19 protein-coding genes are annotated in these 19439 nt (G+C 34.1%); 9 read left to right on the forward strand and 10 right to left on the reverse strand.

The window, feature by feature from the left end:
- Positions 1–5: 5 nt before the first annotated feature.
- Together ACFSRZ_RS03025 and ACFSRZ_RS03030 are read right to left on the reverse strand one after the other, a co-directional pair.
- Positions 6–551 (reverse strand): hypothetical protein, encoded by a 546-nt coding sequence (locus ACFSRZ_RS03025; RefSeq protein WP_379665038.1) that lies wholly within the window; start codon positions 549–551, stop codon positions 6–8.
- A gap of 29 nt (positions 552–580) precedes the next feature.
- Positions 581–1264, reverse strand: a complete 684-nt coding sequence (locus tag ACFSRZ_RS03030) for a YjjG family noncanonical pyrimidine nucleotidase (RefSeq protein WP_379665039.1) — start codon at positions 1262–1264, stop codon at positions 581–583.
- 202 nt (positions 1265–1466) lie between these two features.
- On the opposite strand from ACFSRZ_RS03030, the gene ACFSRZ_RS03035 reads away from it, so the two are divergent.
- Both ACFSRZ_RS03035 and ACFSRZ_RS03040 read left to right on the forward strand, forming a co-directional pair.
- The gene (locus ACFSRZ_RS03035) at positions 1467–2969 is read left to right on the forward strand and encodes a DUF6798 domain-containing protein (protein WP_379665040.1); all 1503 of its coding nucleotides are present in this window, start codon (positions 1467–1469) and stop codon (positions 2967–2969) included.
- Positions 2959–4221 (forward strand): lipopolysaccharide biosynthesis protein, encoded by a 1263-nt coding sequence (locus tag ACFSRZ_RS03040; protein WP_379665041.1) that lies wholly within the window; start codon positions 2959–2961, stop codon positions 4219–4221. The genes ACFSRZ_RS03035 and ACFSRZ_RS03040 overlap by 11 nt, the downstream gene beginning before the upstream one ends.
- On the opposite strand, the gene ACFSRZ_RS03045 is transcribed toward ACFSRZ_RS03040, so the two are convergent.
- The 3 genes from ACFSRZ_RS03045 to radC form a co-directional block, all read right to left on the reverse strand.
- Complete coding sequence (locus ACFSRZ_RS03045) at positions 4198–5106, reverse strand: GNAT family N-acetyltransferase (protein WP_379665042.1); 909 nt, start codon at positions 5104–5106, stop codon at positions 4198–4200. The two genes, ACFSRZ_RS03040 and ACFSRZ_RS03045, sit on opposite strands and share 24 nt — an antisense overlap.
- Positions 5099–6277 carry a polysaccharide deacetylase family protein gene (locus ACFSRZ_RS03050; RefSeq protein WP_379665043.1) on the reverse strand — a complete coding sequence of 393 codons (1179 nt, stop codon included), beginning with the start codon at positions 6275–6277 and terminating at the stop codon, positions 5099–5101. The genes ACFSRZ_RS03045 and ACFSRZ_RS03050 overlap by 8 nt, the downstream gene beginning before the upstream one ends.
- A gap of 149 nt (positions 6278–6426) precedes the next feature.
- Positions 6427–7110 (reverse strand): RadC family protein, encoded by a 684-nt coding sequence (gene radC, locus ACFSRZ_RS03055; RefSeq protein WP_379665044.1) that lies wholly within the window; start codon positions 7108–7110, stop codon positions 6427–6429.
- Between the two features lie 114 nt (positions 7111–7224).
- Here radC and trkA point away from each other — a divergent pair, with 114 nt between their 5' ends.
- Complete coding sequence (gene trkA / locus ACFSRZ_RS03060; RefSeq protein ID WP_379665045.1) at positions 7225–8571, forward strand: Trk system potassium transporter TrkA; 1347 nt, start codon at positions 7225–7227, stop codon at positions 8569–8571.
- Between the two features lie 2 nt (positions 8572–8573).
- Positions 8574–10073 carry a TrkH family potassium uptake protein gene (locus ACFSRZ_RS03065; RefSeq protein ID WP_379665046.1) on the forward strand — a complete coding sequence of 500 codons (1500 nt, stop codon included), beginning with the start codon at positions 8574–8576 and terminating at the stop codon, positions 10071–10073.
- A 120-nt stretch (positions 10074–10193) separates the two neighbouring features.
- On the opposite strand, the gene ACFSRZ_RS03070 is transcribed toward ACFSRZ_RS03065, so the two are convergent.
- From ACFSRZ_RS03070 to ACFSRZ_RS03085, 4 genes are read right to left on the reverse strand one after another with little or no spacing between them, the layout of a single operon-like run.
- Positions 10194–11552, reverse strand: a complete 1359-nt coding sequence (locus ACFSRZ_RS03070; protein ID WP_379665047.1) for a UDP-N-acetylmuramate--L-alanine ligase — start codon at positions 11550–11552, stop codon at positions 10194–10196.
- 43 nt (positions 11553–11595) lie between these two features.
- Positions 11596–11949, reverse strand: a complete 354-nt coding sequence (locus ACFSRZ_RS03075; protein ID WP_379665048.1) for a TfoX/Sxy family protein — start codon at positions 11947–11949, stop codon at positions 11596–11598.
- Positions 11949–12464, reverse strand: coding sequence for a DUF4136 domain-containing protein (locus tag ACFSRZ_RS03080; RefSeq protein WP_379665049.1), 516 nt, complete (start codon positions 12462–12464; stop codon positions 11949–11951). The genes ACFSRZ_RS03075 and ACFSRZ_RS03080 overlap by 1 nt, the downstream gene beginning before the upstream one ends.
- Before the next feature lie 11 nt (positions 12465–12475).
- Entirely contained in the window at positions 12476–13441 is a 966-nt protein-coding gene (locus ACFSRZ_RS03085) for a M20/M25/M40 family metallo-hydrolase (protein ID WP_379665050.1), read from the reverse strand.
- An 83-nt stretch (positions 13442–13524) separates the two neighbouring features.
- Here ACFSRZ_RS03085 and kdsA point away from each other — a divergent pair, with 83 nt between their 5' ends.
- Genes kdsA through ACFSRZ_RS03100 form a run of 3 tightly spaced genes read left to right on the forward strand, consistent with a single transcriptional unit; the run spans position 13525 to position 16323 of the window.
- Complete coding sequence (gene kdsA / locus ACFSRZ_RS03090) at positions 13525–14343, forward strand: 3-deoxy-8-phosphooctulonate synthase (protein WP_379665051.1); 819 nt, start codon at positions 13525–13527, stop codon at positions 14341–14343.
- Between the two features lie 39 nt (positions 14344–14382).
- Positions 14383–15339 carry a transglutaminase domain-containing protein gene (locus ACFSRZ_RS03095; protein WP_379665052.1) on the forward strand — a complete coding sequence of 319 codons (957 nt, stop codon included), beginning with the start codon at positions 14383–14385 and terminating at the stop codon, positions 15337–15339.
- Positions 15340–15360: 21 nt separating this feature from the next.
- The gene (locus ACFSRZ_RS03100; RefSeq protein WP_379665053.1) at positions 15361–16323 is read left to right on the forward strand and encodes a transglutaminase domain-containing protein; all 963 of its coding nucleotides are present in this window, start codon (positions 15361–15363) and stop codon (positions 16321–16323) included.
- A 2-nt stretch (positions 16324–16325) separates the two neighbouring features.
- Here the strand turns inward: ACFSRZ_RS03100 and ACFSRZ_RS03105 are convergent, their stop codons facing one another.
- Complete coding sequence (locus ACFSRZ_RS03105; protein WP_379665054.1) at positions 16326–16688, reverse strand: DUF1801 domain-containing protein; 363 nt, start codon at positions 16686–16688, stop codon at positions 16326–16328.
- Positions 16689–16721: 33 nt separating this feature from the next.
- Between ACFSRZ_RS03105 and ACFSRZ_RS03110 the strand changes: the two genes are divergently transcribed.
- On the forward strand, positions 16722–17297 hold the full coding sequence (locus ACFSRZ_RS03110; RefSeq protein ID WP_379665055.1) for a hypothetical protein: 576 nt from the start codon (positions 16722–16724) through the stop codon (positions 17295–17297).
- A 36-nt stretch (positions 17298–17333) separates the two neighbouring features.
- A complete protein-coding gene (locus ACFSRZ_RS03115; protein WP_379665056.1) occupies positions 17334–19439 on the forward strand; it encodes a M48 family metallopeptidase in 2106 nt (701 codons plus the stop codon).

A 19439-nucleotide genomic window follows, 5' to 3' on the forward strand; every position in this document is an offset into this window, starting at 1 on the left:
ACTTCTTAAAAAACTAAGTAGAATATTCCTACTGATTCAAATTTGAACCTTCTCTCTACGCCTGGATCTAGCACAACTCCTGAGGGTAACAAGTTAACAATAACCCTTATTTGAGTTGTATTTAAGATTTGAGGATTTTCTGTGATTAGAATGTTTTGTCTTACTTGCACAGAATTGGTCAATGTTCCAATAGAAATATCTTCAAAACTAAATGTTATGTTATCATTGGCATCAAGGAAATCAACCTCTACTTCAAAAACACGATCGAACTGATTAGTTAACTCAAAGAATAAATCTACTCTTGTTAAATTATCTCTAACTGTACTTGAGTTAAACACCTCAAGATCAGAAATATCAGCAACCGACTGAATCTCAATAGTGCCTGTATCATCTAAAAAGTCCAGTTGATCCAGTTCAAAATAAACTAGAGGAAAGTTAAGTATAGGCTCTACATCTAAATTTATTTGATCGAAGTCTGTATTACTAACACAGGAGTTTAGGAAAGGAGAAAGAAGAAATAATAGGATTAAGGGGATGTACTTTAATTTCATATCCTTTATACGATTCTTATAATTAAACGCTAAATATATTGTTTTATTTCCAATAGGTGATTAACAGAAGTAACATTTTGTGGGATATCATTCAAGTTTTCAGAATTGTAATGAATAACATTCATTCCACAATCTTTTGCGCCTTGTATATCTGCTTCTAAATTATCACCAATCATCATAGAGTTTTCCGGTGCTGCACTTGCTTTAGACATAGCATATTTAAACACTTTAGGGTTCGGTTTTTTTACTCCAACAGACTCAGATGTAATTACTTCTTTGAAATATCCGTTGATCCCAGATCTTTGCATCTTCAAAGATTGAACCTCCTCAAATCCATTGGTGATAATGTGCAGCTCGTATTTTTTATCTAGGTAATCTAACAATTCAATAGTACCATCAAACAAATGGTTGAAATTGGGCAATTGAAAAATATATTCTTCCGACAAATGATTGATAACACTGTCTTCTACATCATACCCTAGAGCATCAAATGTTTCCTTTAATCTTGAATAACGCAAATTTTCTTTGCTTACTTTTTCTTCTCTGTATAGCTTCCAGTATTTAGCATTGATGGGAGTATACGATTTTGCAAAACTCTCAAATGCTAAATTCACTCCTGCTTCCGGAAGGATTTTTTGGAAAGTTAATGCAGAGTTCCTTTCAAAATCCCATAATGTATGATCTAAATCAAAGAATACATGTTCTATTTTCATTGTAAAACTCTATTTTTGGAATAGGTAAACCTTTATGACGCAGTTTTCTAAATTAAAACTTAATTATTTCGTTCTTGCTAGTGCTTTTTTGGGCATTATAACAACTCTGTTAAATTACACATTTGGCAACAATGATCACATAGAACAGCTTCCTATTATTTACAAATTTATCAACACAGATTATCTGGCTAAAGATTTTTTTGTGAGTAGCAACTCAGGGTTCTCTCTCAGGTATTATTACGCAGGTTTGATTGCTTTTTTCGCTCAGTTTGCAAGCATTCCTTTTTTATTTTTTATTGGAACATTGCTTTGCAATATTACAACTGCCATTATCGCATTTCTTTGTGGAAATACTTTGTTTAACAATCAGCGATCAGGGTTACTAGCTGCTACTTTTATCATGACGCTACCAACAGTAGCTATGGGTAGCGATCTAGTTTTATACTCCAGTCTTTTTACTCCTACAACTCTAGTCTTTCCTCTTGTTTTACTCTCTTTTTATTTCTTTCTTCAAAAGAAAATTCTATACAGTATTCTCATTACAGGAATTGTTTCTGTATTTCATGTTCTCATTGGTTTTGAGTTTGGAGTTCTTTTTTTGTCAATTTCACTGTTGATCGACATTATACAAAAGAAAAATTGGGGGTTTATAGCACGAAAATCCGGCTTGTTTTTTCTGATCTTTTTGTTTCTACTACCAAACCTTATTCCTTACTTCCAAAACAATCATACTATAGAAAAAAGTGAATTCATCAATATATTAGCTCACTACAGGCACCCTCATCATTATATTTTGAGTGAAATCCTTACGTTAAAAGAGTTTCTAAAGTTTATCGGTTTCTCTGTTGTTTTCTTTATAGTTTACTCAAGATGGTTTCAAAGATCATCTAACTCATATCATAAAATCTCAACCCTCATCCTTTTTGCTTTTTTAGCAGTTTCTATAGTATTGAACTGGATATTTATTGAGTTGTTGCCTTCTAAACTTTTTACAAGTTTGCAATTACTTAGGTTGCTTAACATAGCTAAATTCATATTCTTACTCTTAACTGCTGATTATTTAATAAAGAGTATAGAACAAAAGATGTATGATCTTAGGTTTTTTCTCTCTGGTCTTATCATCGTTTTACTTATTATCTTCTCAGGAATTTCTATACTTAAGGTATTTGTAAGTCTTTCACTTTTTGTCTTATTGATGGTTTTTACGATCAGAAGTTATAGAGTTTTAGCAACTTCCGTTTTTGTGACTATAGTTACAACTATCATAATAGCAAACAACATAAATCACGTTAAACTAACCAAGTATCAGAAATCTTATTTCTCAACTTCTTCAAACTCAATACAATCGGATTTAACAGAATTTATCCTAAAAAACACAATGCAACAAAGCGTTTTGTTGGTTCCTCACGATTTTGGATTTATAAGAACTGAAGCTCAAAGGGCAATCGTAGTAGATTTTAAAGCTTTCCCGTTTCAAGACAAAGCTATGTTAGAATGGTACAAGAGAATAAAAGATTGTTATGGTTTGAACAAACAAAATTTCGAACAGTATTATAAAACCTTAAATGATGAAAAGATCATAGCTCTAAAGAACTTATACGCTTTTGATTATGCCATTTTACATCAGGAGACAGTTTCAAAATTCCCTGTTATCTTTTCTAATTCAGAATATAAAATCATAGATTTAACCTCTTATGATCAATAAGCCAAACTTTTCTTCTATTTACGCAAAGGGAGTCATTTCTCTTTTCAAAGGAAATTTTTGGGCACAACTTATTGGTTTTGCTGGCACACTGCTTATCGCTGATCTGTACGGTTCTGATCTTTTGGGCGTATTCTCTAAATTCATCAGTATTTCCTCTGTTTTAGCCATCTTTTTTACACTAAGACTAGAGTCTGCATTTGTTTTAAGTGATGAAAAACAAGATCTCAAAGTTATTTTCTCTTCAATTATATACAGCATTGTTGTTGGAGCAATTGTAAGTATAACTTTAGCCCTTATTTTACCGGACACATTTTTTTCTAAGATAAATTTCTTAAAGGTTTACCTCGTTTTTTGTGTGGCAGGAGCTGTTTTAAAATCTTTAGAGAATACTTATTTATCGTATTTACTTCGTCAAAAATCTTTTAAAGAAATTGCCTTTTCAAGGGTTTTATTTACGTTGAGTAGATATACAGCACAAATCGGGCTTTTTTTCCTAGCCTCACATATTGGGTTGATGCTCGGTTTTGTAGTTGCCCTGCTGTTTCTACTCATTTATTTTTACAACAAAACAGGAAACCTTTTCTTTCTTATCTCAATAACTCAGTTTAAAGAGACTCTTAAAAAAAACCTGAACTTAGTTTCTTACGGAGTTCTCTCCGATAACCTAAACGCCATCAATCTAAATCTCATTCCTATTTTGGCCGGGGTCTATTTTAGTGATGCCGAAATTGGTTGGTATTTTTTAGCTGTGGTTCTCTTATCGGTACCAACCACATTTATCAATGCTTCTTTTTCAAAAGTCTTTTTCTTAAGAGCTTCTGAGATCTTTAATAAGGACCAGTCGCAATTATTTCCTTTTGTTAAGAAGTACACATTGCGGCTTTTCTTAGGTTTATTCATCCCTTTTTTAATGATCTATTTCTTAAGCTCTCCTTTTATTGATTTCTTATTGAAAGACGAATGGCTGAAAGTAGGAAGCTATATACAACTTTTGAGTTTTTTGTTCTTTTTACGTGCCATTTACAACCCTGTAAGTCACTTAGAAGAAGTGCTTAAAAAGAACCACATAGGTTTGATATTCAATATTTTCTTATTTGCCGGGAACCTATTTGCTATTTTTTATGGAGTTTCTATCAATAGCTTCATAACTACAATAGAGATCATTTCTATTGTTTTACCAGTTGGGTATATCTCTATGATTATTTACTTTTTATTGACTACGCGACAATTACGATTTAAAAAGTCGAAGTAACGAAGGCAGTTTATTGATCTTTAAAAAAGGATACTCTACCTGAGTTGCACCAAAACTCAAGAAATACTTTGCGATGGATGGCATAGAAGACCCTCCAAAATTGAACGTATTAAAATCATTACTGTATTTAGAAATAGCTCTGTCAATCAAAAATGTATTTGCTCCATTCTTTCTGTTAGAAAAATCTGTTGATGAACAAAGAATTGTAACTGTTTTCCCTTCCTTTATAAAAAAGGCTGAGGCTACCAATTGTTCTCCTTCATATACTGAAAGAATCTCTCCTGCTTGTTTCTGAACACAAACAGACATCAAAGCTTTAAGATTGTTATAATCTTTCTCTTGTACTTCCGGAGTTCTTAACCCAACATTGTTCTTAAAAAGATCTATGAACCTATCAGGGTTGTCTGCCCATTTTTCTATCAGCTGGTGTTTTTCGGCTCTTCTTAGATCCTTCTTACGATCACTTTTATACAATTGTTTTACTGTATCATAACCCTTTCTCAAATCGAGCTCTTGATACATATTTTTCTTAGATAATGGGTAGTTTTCAAAACCTAAAGAGTTCTTTGCATTTAATCTCAACTCAATAAAACGGAATTTTTCCTGAAGTGTATTGATAAAATCTTCTATGCTATACTTTTCAGTTTGCGAAAAAACTCCCAACTGAAGTATCCATAAAGGAGGATGTACATATTGAATCGTGTATTTTTTCTGATAAGGAATTGGCATAACCGCCTGATAATCGTCTAAGACTAATGCTCCCCATTGCTCTACAACAGTATCTAAATACCACGAATAAGCATACAGCATATCTTGACCGGATTTAGAAATGCAGTCATTATATTTTGATTCATCTATCTCGTTTCTGTGAAAAAAACTAATCATCCAAAGGAGCTATCATTTTCAACATTGTCTCATAAACTCGTTGCCAGCCTCTCCATCGTAAATACCCACTAACACTCTCGTTATGAAATAATGTAACAAAGGTGCCTTGTACTTTTATCACTTCCTTATAAAGGTCTTTTATCCTCCCTAGAGATTGTTTAGGTGTTAACCCCATATAATCATTTAAAGTAGTATCCATCAAAGCAAAAGGAAAAATCTTTAATGGAGTTTGTATTTCAAAATCAAGATCGTAAAAATAAAAAGGTGTACATGTACTTGCTCTAAATCCAACATGACTGGCATAGCCCATAGAATAATCTTCCTCTATTTCTAGGTCGATTAAATTCTGATATGTTTCTGGCAGGCTAAAACGTAAAAAGTGCTGTCTGGATCTGGTAGTTGGAATATTTGTGATAGACTCCAACCTTTCATTTTCCTTTTTGAGCATACTACTATTTTTCATGGTAAAGTAAGACGGGTGCAAACCTACCATTGCATAATCTGCAATATGCTTTATAAGCAATCGGAATTTATTTTTAGATGCTGATACATTGGTATCAAAGGTTGTATAATCTGCAATCAAAAAGAAGAAGATTGTTTTGATCTTATGTGTTGAACTAAGGCTTAATATTTTATCGAAAACATTGTAAGGATCTTTTCTTAGCCTTAACAAAACCATCAATCTGTCCCACAAACCTCTAAGCTTGAGCCTAAAGAAGTCTGTGATAAAACCTCCTGCAGATCTTACAAAACTTTTGTACTTATATGCATAGGCATTGTCTACATCTATTGTAGAGATATAATCAAACTTCCTATCGGGAAACTCATACTCTGGAAATCTCTCCAAAAGGTATTCCTTAAATTTCATTGCCCATATATCTACTACAGGTTTTTCCAAGAAACGGTATTTATACGCCAAGCTTTGCTCTGGGTTAAACCTTTCATGCACATCTCTTACATGTGGTAAATATTCTTCGTATCTAGAGATTAGATAAAAACTAGCTGCGAAAATATCGAATGGGATACTAGATTTAGCTCCTGCATTAAAAAAACAAGGAACATCGTCCCACTTTTGAATATTAATCTCAAGATCGCTTACCCCTTGATCGAAAAGCAATTCATGACTCTTAATAAAAAACTCCTTCCCTAACGGAACTCTTGTATAACTCATCTTAGGCCCGTTATGAGCAACAAACTCTTCAACCTTAGATGTAAAATCAACTGAGACAAGTAATATTCTCGAAAAAATATGCTTGAAGATATACCGAACTCTAGGTGTTATTGTATGTGTATAAACAAGGATCAAAAAAGAAGTCAGTTTTAAATTTCACCATTATCGGCAAAGCTAAAATAAGACTTTTCGGTAATTATTAAATGGTCTAGGAGTTTTATATCAAGACTATCTCCTGCTTGTTTGATCTTTGTGGTTAACTCTTTGTCTGAAATACTTGGGCTTTTATCTCCAGATGGGTGATTATGACAAATTACGAGCCCAACTGCAGACAATTCTATAGCTCTCTTATACAAGAGTCTAATATCTACCACCGTAGCAGTAATGCCTCCTTTGCTACACATTTCTCTAGACAATATCTTATTTGAGTTGTTGAGATACAAAACCCAAAATTCTTCATGAGGCTTGTCTTCTAATAAAGGCATCATCATATCAAATACATCACTACTACTCTGTATTTTGGAAATGGCCGAGGCTTCATATTTTCTTCTTCTCCCCAATTCTAAAGCGGTAACAATTTTAACTGCCTTGGCTTTGCCAATTCCTTTAAATTGTCTAAGACTTTCTACAGACATCTTTGCCAGCTCATTGATATTTTCATCTACAGATCTTAAAATTCTTTTGGACAGATCTACAGCGCTTTCATCTTTGTTTCCTGAACTAATTAAAATAGCTAATAACTCGGCAGAGCTTAATATTTCTCTACCTTTATCAAGAAGTTTTTCTCTCGGGCGATCATCCAGTGCCCAAGATTTTATAGGTACTTTTTTCATAGTCAATTCTTTTCCTTTAAAGGTACAAAAGTTCTTTGGATGCTCTTAACAAATAGTATTTTTTGTGAAACTTAAGCAAGTTTATATCTTTGTATTACATTTTGAGTCAATCTTATGAAGATTATTATAGCGGGCGCCGGTGATGTTGGATTTCATTTAGCTAAGTTATTATCGTACGAGTCGCAAGACACCTACATTATAGATTTTGATGGAGAAAAACTAAACTACATCAATAATCATCTAGACGTAATTACTAAAAAAGGAGATGCTACCTCTATCAGCTTATTAAAGGAAGTTGGTGTGGGGAATGCCGATCTTTTACTGGCAGTTACTGAGTCTCAGAACACCAATTTTACAATCTCAGTTATTGGAAAATCATTAGGTGCAAAAAAAACCATTGCTAGAATTAATAACCCGGAATTCCTTAAGAATGATGAAATTGATTTCAAAAGCTTTGGTGTAGATTTTATGATATCTCCTGAAGAGCTTGCTGCTGATGAGATCAAGATGTTATTAAATCAATCTTCATTTAACGATACTGTTACTTTTGAAAATGGACTTTTCAATGTAATGGGAACTACTTTAGACTACAAATCTCCCCTGCTGGATATGTCCGTTAAAGATGCGAAAGACACATTTACCAATGTTGATTTTATTACCATCGCAATTAAAAGAGAAGGAGTATCACAAACCATCATACCAAGAGGAGATACAGAATATAAACTAAATGATCAGGTATACTTTTCAGTACCTCATTACAGTGTAGACGCTTTATATCCTATTGTTGGAAAAGAACATCTGAACATTAAAAATGTAATGATCTTAGGAGGTAGTTCTATTGGTTCTAAAACTGCTCGTAATCTTTGTAAAGACAACTTCAAAGTAAAACTTATAGAAAAAGTAAAAGAGAAGTCATTGTCCTTAGCTGAAGAATTACACAATACTTTATTGATTAATGGTGATGGAAGGGATATTGAGTTATTGGAAGAAGAGAACATCCGAGAAATGGATGCTTTTGTTGCTGTTACCGGAGATTCTGAAACCAATATTATGTCTTGTTTAGTTGCCAAATCAAAAGGTGTAAAAAAGACCATAGCCTTGGTTGAGAATATGGATTACATCAATATTTCCCAGACTATTGGTATCAATACATTGATCAATAAAAAATTAATTGCTGCGAGTAGTATTTTCAGGCATATTAGAAAAGGAGAAATCCTAGCATTGGCAAACCTTCACAACATTGATGCAGAAGTTTTTGAGTATGAAGTACTCCCCAATGCCAAGGTAACTAAGAAGCCTATTAAAGAATTGCGCTTCCCTAGAGATGCTGTCTTTGGAGGAATCATTAGAGATGGAAAAGCTTTGATGTCTTTTGGTGACTTTCAGATTAATCCGGGAGACAAAGCCATTGTTTTCTGCTTACCAGAAGCAATTAGTACAGTAGAAGATTTATTCCGTTAATCGTGGGGACTCTTAACTTAAAAATAATTTATCGCTTTCTAGGACTCACTGCTGTTCTCAATGGTGTTTTTATGTTCGTTGCTGTTCCTTTTAGTTTATATCATAAGGAAGAGGAATACACAGGAATCATCATAGCCGGAATCGTTACGGTTTTTTTGGGATTGATATTGTATTTCTTTAACAAACCTACCAACAATAACATTCATAAGAAAGAAGGATATCTAATTGTTACCTTAGGGTGGCTTATTTTATCTTTTACAGGAATGCTCCCCTACTTGTTTACCGGAGCAATTCCTAATGTTACCAATGCTTTTTTTGAAACGATTTCCGGGTACTCTACAACAGGTTCCTCGATACTGACAGATATTGAAGCCATGCCAAAAGGGATCTTATTTTGGCGTAGCTGTACACACTGGATTGGTGGTATGGGAATTATTGTACTTACCATCGCAATTCTACCTTTGTTAGGTATTGGAGGAATGCAGCTTTTTATGGCTGAAGCTCCTGGTCCGTCAGCTGATAAATTACACCCAAGAATTACTGATACAGCCAAGCGTTTATGGTTGATCTACGTAACTTTAACCTTTGCAGAATTCTTTTTATTAAAAGTAGCTGGTATGACTTGGTTTGATGCTATCAATCACGCCATGGCAACAGTAAGTACAGGAGGTTTCTCTACAAAAAATGCCAGTCTTTCTTACTGGAACCATTTGCCTTTGGTTCAATATATCGTTATTGCTTTTATGTTGATAGCAGGAACCAACTTTGTCCTCACTTATTTTGCTTTGAAGGGAAAGGTTAGAAAAGTGATTCAAAGTGAAGAGTTTAGATATTATCTTTTTGGTATTTTGGGTGTATCTGCCATTATAGCTACGATCATCCTATTCTTTAGAGATTCATCATTAGTTAGTACCATAGCACATCCGCAAGTGTTGGGTGAAACAGAAAGCGCTATCAGACATGCTCTTTTTCAAGTAACTTCTATTGTAACTACAACAGGTTTTGTTAGTGCCGATTTTACTATGTGGAGCTTCTTTGCAACGGGTATTTTCTTCGCTCTTTTCTTTGTAGGAGGGTCTGCAGGTTCAACCAGTGGAGGAATCAAAATAGTTCGCCATATTGTAATGTTAAAAAATAGTTTTCTTGAGTTTAAGAAGACATTACACCCTCACGCAATTATTCCTGTTAGATATGATAGTAAAGCTGTATCACAAACCATTGTTTTTAACATCCTATCTTTCTTTGTCATTTACATGCTCATTTTTGTAATTGCTTCTGTAGTTCTTACTTTCTTAGGATTGGATTTTATATCTGCATTGGGTGCAACTGCCTCAAGTTTAGGTAATATAGGTCCGGCTATTGGGTCTGTAAGTCCGGTTGACAACTTTGCACATCTCTCTCAAGGAGCTAAATGGTTTTGTTCTTTTTTAATGCTTATAGGTAGATTAGAGCTTTTCACAGTACTTATTTTGTTCACTCCATTCTTTTGGAGAAAGAGCTAGTTCCATTATTTTTTATACAGTTCAGATCTGATGGGCTTTCTCTCAAGTTTATTTCTAAGCTTAGCACCCATTTTTGCACCTTAAAATAATCAAACGATAATAAATATAGAAACTACTATCTTAGGAAGAGATTAAGCTCTTAACCTCTTCAAAGTCCAAACCTCCATAATTCCCTGAACTCATCAGCAGAACTGCTTTGTCTTTTAAACTTTCTGAGAATAAGAATTCTTTGAACTCTTTTGGATCAGTATAGATAATTAGGTCATCTCTTTGAAAGGCATTGGCAATTTGTTCTTCGGTTACCTCTTCTAACTGTTTTATTTTAACAGCATGTGGAGAATAAAAAGCAACAGCCTTATCTGCTTTATCCAATGCTCCACGATACTCTTTTAGAAACTCAGCATTCAAACTGCTGTAAGTGTGTAGTTCTAAACACGCCAACAATTCGCGGTTGGAGTATTGATTTTTAACAGCCTCTGTAGTTGCCTTTACCTTACTAGGACTGTGAGCAAAATCTTTAAAAACAACTGTTTGTTTGTTCTCAGCAATTTTTTCCAATCGTTTGCTGGCTCCTTTAAAAGAAGCAATGGCTTCATAAAAATCATCCTCATCAATCCCCATGTGTTGACAAATCCACTTAGCTCCAGCCATATTTAGCAGATTATGTTCCCCGAAAATTTCCAGTGGCATATCTCCATCCGGTGTATCTATATAGGTAATTCCATTATCTACAAAATGTTGTGGTATCGAGTAAGGATATTTTTTTATTGGATGTTCTGAGCTTTCTACAACCTCTTTTACTGCTGTATCTTCCTCATTGTATACCATGATTCCTCCATTGGTTAGCGAATCTGTAAAAATTCGAAATTGGTCAACGTAGTTATCAAATGTTGGAAATACATTAATATGATCCCAAGCAATTCCACTTAGCAAAGCGATATTGGGTTTGTACAAATGAAACTTAGGTCGCATGTCTATAGGTGAACTCAGATACTCATCTCCTTCCAATACAATAAACTCATTTTCTTGAGTTAGATGCACCATGGTATCAAAACCTTCCAATTGAGCTCCTACCATATAATCTACTTCTCTATCGTGATAATTCAACACGTGAAGAATCATAGAGGTAATTGTAGTCTTTCCGTGAGAACCTCCAATAACTACTCTGGTTTTCTCTTTGGATTGCTCGTATAAAAACTCTGGGTACGAATAGATTTTCAAACCTAACTCTTGAGCTTTTAACAATTCTGGATTGTCTTTTTTTGCATGCATTCCCAGAATGATCACATCAAGGTTTGCCGTTATTTTCTCAGGAAACCATCCAAACTCTTGTGGTAATAATCCTCTTTTTTCTAAACGGGATTTTGAAGGATCATGAATAGTATCGTCACTTCCCGTTACTTGGTATCCTTTGTTGTGAAGTGCAATAGCTAAATTATGCATGGCACTACCTCCAATAGCAATAAAATGGATTCTCATCTAAAATGAATTTAATCGCGAAGTTAAAAAAACTCGGGCTAGCTTAAGACTTCTTCTTTCTCTTTTTACTCGCTTTTGCCTTTGGGTTGAAATCTAAGGCTAGTTGAAGCCACTCGTTGAGATCAACATCAAGATCTGTGGCATCATCTGTTAAGAATACAAAGCCTTTCATAGGTCTTCCCGTAAAGTTCATTTCTTTACAACCCGGTCTTTGTAACAGGCTTTCATACATTTCGGGATCGATTCTGGCCATGAGCTCATCTCTTGTTACACCCACGCACATCTTTCCGTCAACCATAAAGCACAATCCTCCCATCATTTTTCGCGCCTCAAAAGGGACGCTCTTTTCACGAAAGAATTGTGCTATTCTATCTGCTAAAAATTCGTTATAAGCCATTATTTTTTTGGCGGATATTTCTCTAATATCTTTTTAACAATATCTTGGACTAACAGAACTCTGTCTTCCGGTTTAATCTTCTCCCGTACTTTTATATTTAGAATTCCTTGCCAAAATAGTTGATTGTCTTTTGCGTCTACAAAATCTATGGTGACCTTCTCATTGATCTTTTTACCTCCTATTGGAATCCCTGTAGAGATTCCAAAACCTACATTTCTTCCTATACTTCCTATTCCTATACCCACATTGTCATTCGCGATCTCACTTTTTTCAGAGATCACATTAATGTAAAAGTTAGGGGCTGATTTTTTTTGTAAACCTAAAGAGTCTAGTTGATTTTCTATGTATGATGTAAATCTTCTGGCATCAATCTCGTTCATACCATCACCTACATCTTCAAAAAAATCAAAGGTTTTGTATTGCGAAAAATCTGTTTTCCCATCATAGTCATAGACCACTTTGGATGACGAACATCCAAAGAGGACTAAAATGAATATATATTTAAGATTTTTCAAAAGTTGATTATTTATTTTTTCTTCTCTTCAATTACAACTCTGCTAGGAGTATCTTTACCCATAATGATACTTTCCGTTCCTTTTGCAACAGCTCTAATTGTTTCTGTAAGAACTTTCATATCCAAAGTTTCAGCTTCATCTGTTACTCTGTGGTAATAATCTCCATCCTTATCTAATGGTGTTGTAGAGAATGTATGAGATGGAACTCCTAATCGTGCTAAAGAAGCATTATCTGATCTAAAGAACAAACCAAATTGAGGATATGGATCCGGGTATAATTTATATCCTGTTCCTTTCAAGTTTTTTTGTACGATCTTTCCAAAATCTGAACGTTCGAAACCTGTTAACCATGCTGTTTTTGGTCCTGTATTAGGTTCTTTTCCCATCATTTCTAAATTGATTCCTGCAATAAATTTGCTAGCATCAATTCCTTTTCCAAAATGCTTAGATCCTACCAACCCCATTTCTTCAGCTGTAAAAGCAATAAAAACAATACTTCTTTCATTGTCTCCTCTTTTTGCATAATATTCAGCCAAGGCTAATACTCCTGTTACACCAGAAGCATCATCATTAGCACCATTAAAGATCAAATCTCCTTCTCCTTCTTTCTTCATTCCTAAATGATCGTAATGAGCAGAAATGATTACATATTCATCTTTTTTGCTTTTCCCTTCTAAGACACCAATAATATTGCTTCCTGTGATCTTTTCACCGGTTCTTCTATTGGTAAACGTAAATGTTTGTCTGTAGTTTGGAAGGTCTTCATACGTTTTTAATCCAATCTTTTTAAACTCACCTTCAATATATTTTGCAGCTTTTTCTATTCCTGGAGTTCCTGTTTTTCTTCCTTCCATTTCATCAGAAGCAAGAGTATACAAATGTTTTTTTACAGTTTTCTCCTTGATCTTTTGCGCTTCTACCGATGGAAAAACCAACAGTAATCCAAAAGCAAATCCCGCTATTCTCTTAAGATTCATTCTTTGTTTTTTTGGTTATTAATGGTTTAAAGATACCAAACATCAGCAACAATTATTTTGTACTTTTGTTAAAATTTTTTTTGATGGATTTATCACGAGTACCCAAGATTAAAAATACAGATTCAAATAACTTTTTCTTACTAGCCGGACCTTGCGCAATTGAGGGTGAAGAAATGGCCTTGCGAATTGCCGAAAGAGTTGTAAAAATTACAGATGATCTTAAGATTCCTTATGTTTTTAAAGGAAGTTTTAGAAAAGCAAACAGAAGTAGAATTGATAGTTTTACGGGAATTGGTGATGAAAAAGCCTTGAAAATCTTAGAAAAGGTTTCTAAAACCTTTGGTGTTCCTACGGTAACAGATATTCATGAAGCTTCAGATGCTGCTTTTGCTGCTGAATATGTAGATATTTTACAGATTCCTGCTTTTTTAGTACGTCAAACCGACTTGGTTGTAGCTGCTGCTAAAACTGGCAAAGTAGTCAACCTTAAAAAAGGTCAATTTATGAGTCCGGGTGCTATGAAACATGCCGCTAAAAAGGTAAAAGATTCCGGAAATGATCTGGTAATGGTTACAGATAGAGGAACTATGTTTGGTTATCAAGATATGATCGTAGATTTTAGAGGTATTCCTGAAATGAGAGAATTTGCAACCACAGTTCTTGATGTTACACATTCGCTTCAGCAACCTAATCAGACTTCAGGAGTTACAGGAGGTAGACCTGATATGATAGAAACAATTGCAAGAGCCGGAATTGTAAATAATGTTGATGGTTTATTTATTGAAACTCATTTTGATCCTGCAAATGCGAAAAGTGATGGAGCTAACATGCTGCATTTAGATCATTTAGAAAAATTACTGACCAATTTAGTTGCCATCAGACAAACCGTTAACGGACTCTAGGCACAATTTTTGATGCATAAAAGTTGTTATCTTTAACAAATGAGACAACTTTTTATACTCTTCTTTTTTATTTTCTCAGTAGCCTCTGCGCAGGATTTTTCTGCTATTGACAGAACTGTAGCAGCTTATCCTAGATATACAAATCCAGAAAGTTTGGCCAAAAGGATTACTCGGGATTATAAAGATGATCTTAGTAGAGTGCGTGCTGCATTCCGTTGGCTTACCAATAATATTCGATACAACTTAGAGGAATATTACCAACCCAGAAAGGTTATTCAGTTCAAATATTCTACCGAAGAAGAAAGGCAACAAAAATTACAGGCAATCAAAGACAAGATTATCAAAGATGCTTTTTTAACCAAAACAGGTGTTTGTGAAGAGTATGCTCAGTCTTTTAAAAAACTAGCCGATCTTATGGGAATAGAGGCACAAGTGATTAAAGGATATGTGAGAAATTCTGCTTATGAGATTGGTCGTGTTCCCAGATCTACAAACCATGCGTGGAATTCTGTAAAAATAAATGATCGTTGGATTTTATTGGATGCAACTTGGGCCGCCGGATATGTGTTTAATGGTAGATGGATACGAGATTTTAATGAGTATTATTTTGCTGTAGATCCAAAGAAAATTGGTCTTACTCATTTTCCAGATGATCGTAGATGGCAAATTGTTCTAGACCTAGGAAGCTTAGAAGATTTTTACAATCAACCTATCTATTCTCAAGGACTTTTAAGGAGAGGTATAACAGTATTATCGCCTAAAAAAGGGAATATCAATGTGAAAAGAGCTAACAATGTTGTGCTGACTTTTCAAAACCTTTCTCCAAAAGATCAATTGTTCTACAACTATAAAGGACAGCGTTATTCAAAACGTCCGAAAATATCCTTTGAAGGAAATAAAGCTACTGTTTCTATTGAAAATCCGGGAACAGACACCGAACTTTACTTATTCTTGAACAGAAACCTAGCCCTAGAATACAAAGTTTCTGTACGATAAAATCAACTCAACCAACCCAATATGAAAAAAATTACGTTCCTCCTCTTTTTTATCAGTTTCTCTGTTCTATCTCAAAACCGATTGGATAGAGTAGATAATATTGTAAAGTCCTACAAAAACTTCACTACCATAGAATCTTTGGCTAAACAGATAGATAGTGATTTTAGCAGTGATGTAGAAAAAGCACGAGCTGCTTATACTTGGATTGCTACAAATTTGAATTATAATAGTAGAAATCCCTTTTTGATCTACGATACAAAAATCTACATTGTAAGTGATGAAGAAGACTACCAAAGAAGACTTAAAAAAGAAGACGAAAAAACAGCCCTGAAAGCTTTTCAAACCAAAAAAGCAGTATGTAAAGGGTATGCTTATCTCTATAGAAAAATCTGTGATATAATAGGCATCGAAAACAAAGTGGTCTTAGGGTATATTAAAAGCTCTTCCTACGAAATAGGTTATGTTCCTGATCGAAAAAATCATGCTTGGAATGCCATTAAAATTGATGGTCAGTGGAAGTTTATAGATGCAACTCAAGGTTCCGGTTTTTCATACAAAGGAGTTTGGCAACCAAAGTTTAACAAGGCCTATTTTGACATTAAAAAAGAGACCATAAAAAACACTCATTTCCCTGAAGATATTTTTTGGCGTAATTACACAGGTCAAAAACCATTAAAGGAATTTAGTGATCTTCCTGTATTCTCTAAAGCCTATTTCAATTCCAACTTTCAAGTAGTTAGTCCTTCTAGTGGACAAATTGCAACACAAAAGAGAAAACTCATAGAATTAAAATTAAAAGGGATTCGCTTTAACACAAAGATTCATTACAAATTTGGCGATTATGACAAATTGCGAAAAGCTGATGTGATCTATGAAGAGAATTCTGTTTTTAGAATTTTAATTCATAGCCCTAAAGAAAGTAGTCCTCTTAAGATATTTCTTGATGGTCAGGAAGCTTTAAGTTACATGGTTCACGTAGAATAAAACTATCGTTTCCAAAAGCCTTTGTGATTTATCTTTTTCAGTTCTTTTAGAATGTCAATCAAAATTTCTTGATTGATCTCATTAGGAAAATAGTATCGTAAAGATTTGACAACTTTTCTTTTTTCTGTCACTAAGAATTTATCGTAGCCTTTCAAATGTGCGCTAGCCCAAAAACCAAGGTCTACGTATCCTTTAGACACATTTAAATAACAGAATGGATTTCCATCTAGATAATAATAGGGTACTTTCCACTTGTACTTTAGCTCTAATTCCGGAATTGTTGCCTCAATAATTACCTGCAGATGTAGTAAAATAGATTTAAAAGGTTCTGGTTTTCCCAGTATGTATTCTTCTGCAGGATTCATTTTTGTATATTAGCTACGACTAGTCTCATCTGAATGAGTAAATATAAAAACTTAACGGCAAACACTTCTCAAAATTTCATCCTCCGTGGCCTGAATAGCATTCAAGTAGGGCTTTATATTTTGTTAGGCGCTTATCTTATTAAATCCTCTTTACTTGGTTTTATTTCTGACGTAAGTCTTATGGGTATGATGTCTATTCAAATCATAGAGATCATGTCAATATCTGTTGTTATTCTAGTCTTTTTGTTCTCTTCTTTGGCTATTTATTTTTCAAGCAGAAGGAATGCTAGAAGATCAGGACACAAAGTTTGGAATGCGAAATCTAAAAAGCATTTTTGGCTCTATTTTTTATTGATCAGTGTAGGAATTATCCTATTGAAGATCATAGAAAATTTAGGGTCTATCCACTACCTTACTCCTGCTTTTTTGATCTATTTTTCTGCGGTTTTATTTCTTTTAAATACCAAAAAGAAAAAACCATATTACATACTAGCCGGAATCAATCTTTTTTTGGCAGCATTGGTCTTATTAATTCCAAGCTACTGGTATTCTGCACTTACCATTACAGGTGCTGGCTTCCTAGTATACGGAATTATGGTTAGAAAATAATTTTTTTAGTATCTTCATGACCTAAAAAAAAATTGCATGTCAAGTATTGCTTATCCAAAGAGTCCGGGTAGCTTACCCAAAAAACTTACGGCTCTAACACCATCGTACCAGTTTAAAGCTTTTTTAGCTATTCTTTCAATTTTATTATTCTTTATCCTATACGCCGCTTTGGTTGTAGGCCTTGCTTATTTAGCTTACTATGCATTCATCTATGATATGATCGATGTGAATAAGTTGACCATTTTAATGAAAATAGGAGCTATTGCAGGATCTGTAATGTTATTTGTATTCACTCTTAAATTTATTTTTAAACTTAAGAATGTGAAAAGAACTAACAGAATAAAACTTTCTAAAAAGGAACAATCTGAATTATGGGAATTCATCCTGAAAATCTGTAAAGAAACCGGTGCTCCAAAACCAAAAGCTATTTATATCGACCCAGATGTAAATGCCTATGTTTCCTATACCAATATGTGGCTTAGCTTATTTCTTCCTGTAAAGAAAGAGTTGACTATAGGCTTAGGGTTGGTTGACACTTTAAATATGTCAGAGTTCAAAGCGGTAATGAGTCATGAATTTGGTCATTTTGCTCAAAGTAGCATGAAAATAGGTAGCTATATTATTTCTGCTAATACGATTATTCACGATATGATCTTCACTCGAGATAGTTGGGACAATGCTTTAGAACAATGGAGAAATGCTGACTTAAGATTATCGGTAGCAGCTTGGGTGATCACCCCTATTATATGGTTGATCCGTCAGATTTTAAATCTATTTTATCAGTTTTTGAATATCATGTATTCTTCACTTTCACGAGAAATGGAATTCAATGCCGATAAGGTTGCGATAAGCACATCCGGAAGTGATGCCATCGTTTCTGCTTTATGGAAGTTAGATTATGGTTTTACAACCTGGAACAAAACTATTGAACAAGCTTATTTGGCTGCTCAAAAGAAAATGTTTGTATCTAACCTCTACACGCATAATGCACTTGAGCATGATAGAATACGACCTGAAAAAGAAAGAATATTAAATGAGCTTCCGGATGACAAACGAGGTGGAAAGCTTTTCTTTACAAGTTCAGATCATTCAAAAGTAGGAATGTATGCCAGCCACCCCCCTAATGATAAAAGGCAAGAAAATGCTAAGGTTCCTTTCATTGAATGTCCTGAAGACAATCGATCACCTTGGGATCTGTTTCAAAATAAAGGAGAGGTTCAAAAGCAAATGACTTCTCTAATCTATCAGCAATATCTAAATAAAGAGAATAAAGACACTGTTTCATCTGAAGCTTTTGAAAAATTCATTCAAACAGAAAATCAAGGAAAAGATCTATTAGACCAGTATCATGGAACCTTTGAGAATCGCTTCTTTTCTATTCCTACAATGGAAGAGATCGATAAAGCAAAAGACCATGTTTCTCTTGATCATGAAGGATTGTCTAAAATAAAATCAGACCTTGCATCATTAATGACTCCTGTTAAAGAAATAGAACGCCTGATGGAACAAGCTAGTCAAATTGCTCAAGGCACTACAAGCGTCAACTCTTTTTCTTTTAATGGAGAAACCTATAAAAAGAAAAACTTACAACAAGGGTATAACGTATTGATTACTGAAAGAGAAAAACTCTTTACTGAAAGTTTTACAGAGTGGGATAAAGCATTTTGTACTTTTCATATCAAGTTAGCAGAAGAACAAGGAAAAAAAGAATATCTAAAGAACTTATATATCCAACATCAAAACATTTCTGCTTTCTACAGACAGGCAGCAGGAACAAAAAACACTATCTATACACGCGTAAATGAATTGCAATCACAAGAACTAGAGGAGAGCGATATTAGAAGGTTTGGTTATGCTGTTAATAACTTGATGACAGATCTCAATAAACCTTTAAAGAGTCTTGATACAATTTCTTTTGTTCCATTACCCAACATTGAAACCATTCAAGAGTTAAAAGAAGCCATCATTGAAGATGGTGAGTTTTTTGAAGAAAAAGGTAACATCTTTGACAACGGAGGTTTTGAAAAGCATATGAATCGCTTAGAAAATACCATTACGCATTGCCAAAGAATAGAACAAAAGAGTATCAGTGTAATTCTAGGAACACATCATGAGTTACAAGAAAAGATCAAAGCAAATTGA

The sequence above is a fragment of the Pseudotenacibaculum haliotis genome (genome assembly GCF_042684245.1).
In the GTDB taxonomy this organism is placed as follows: Bacteria; Bacteroidota; Bacteroidia; order Flavobacteriales; family Flavobacteriaceae; genus Polaribacter; species Polaribacter haliotis_A.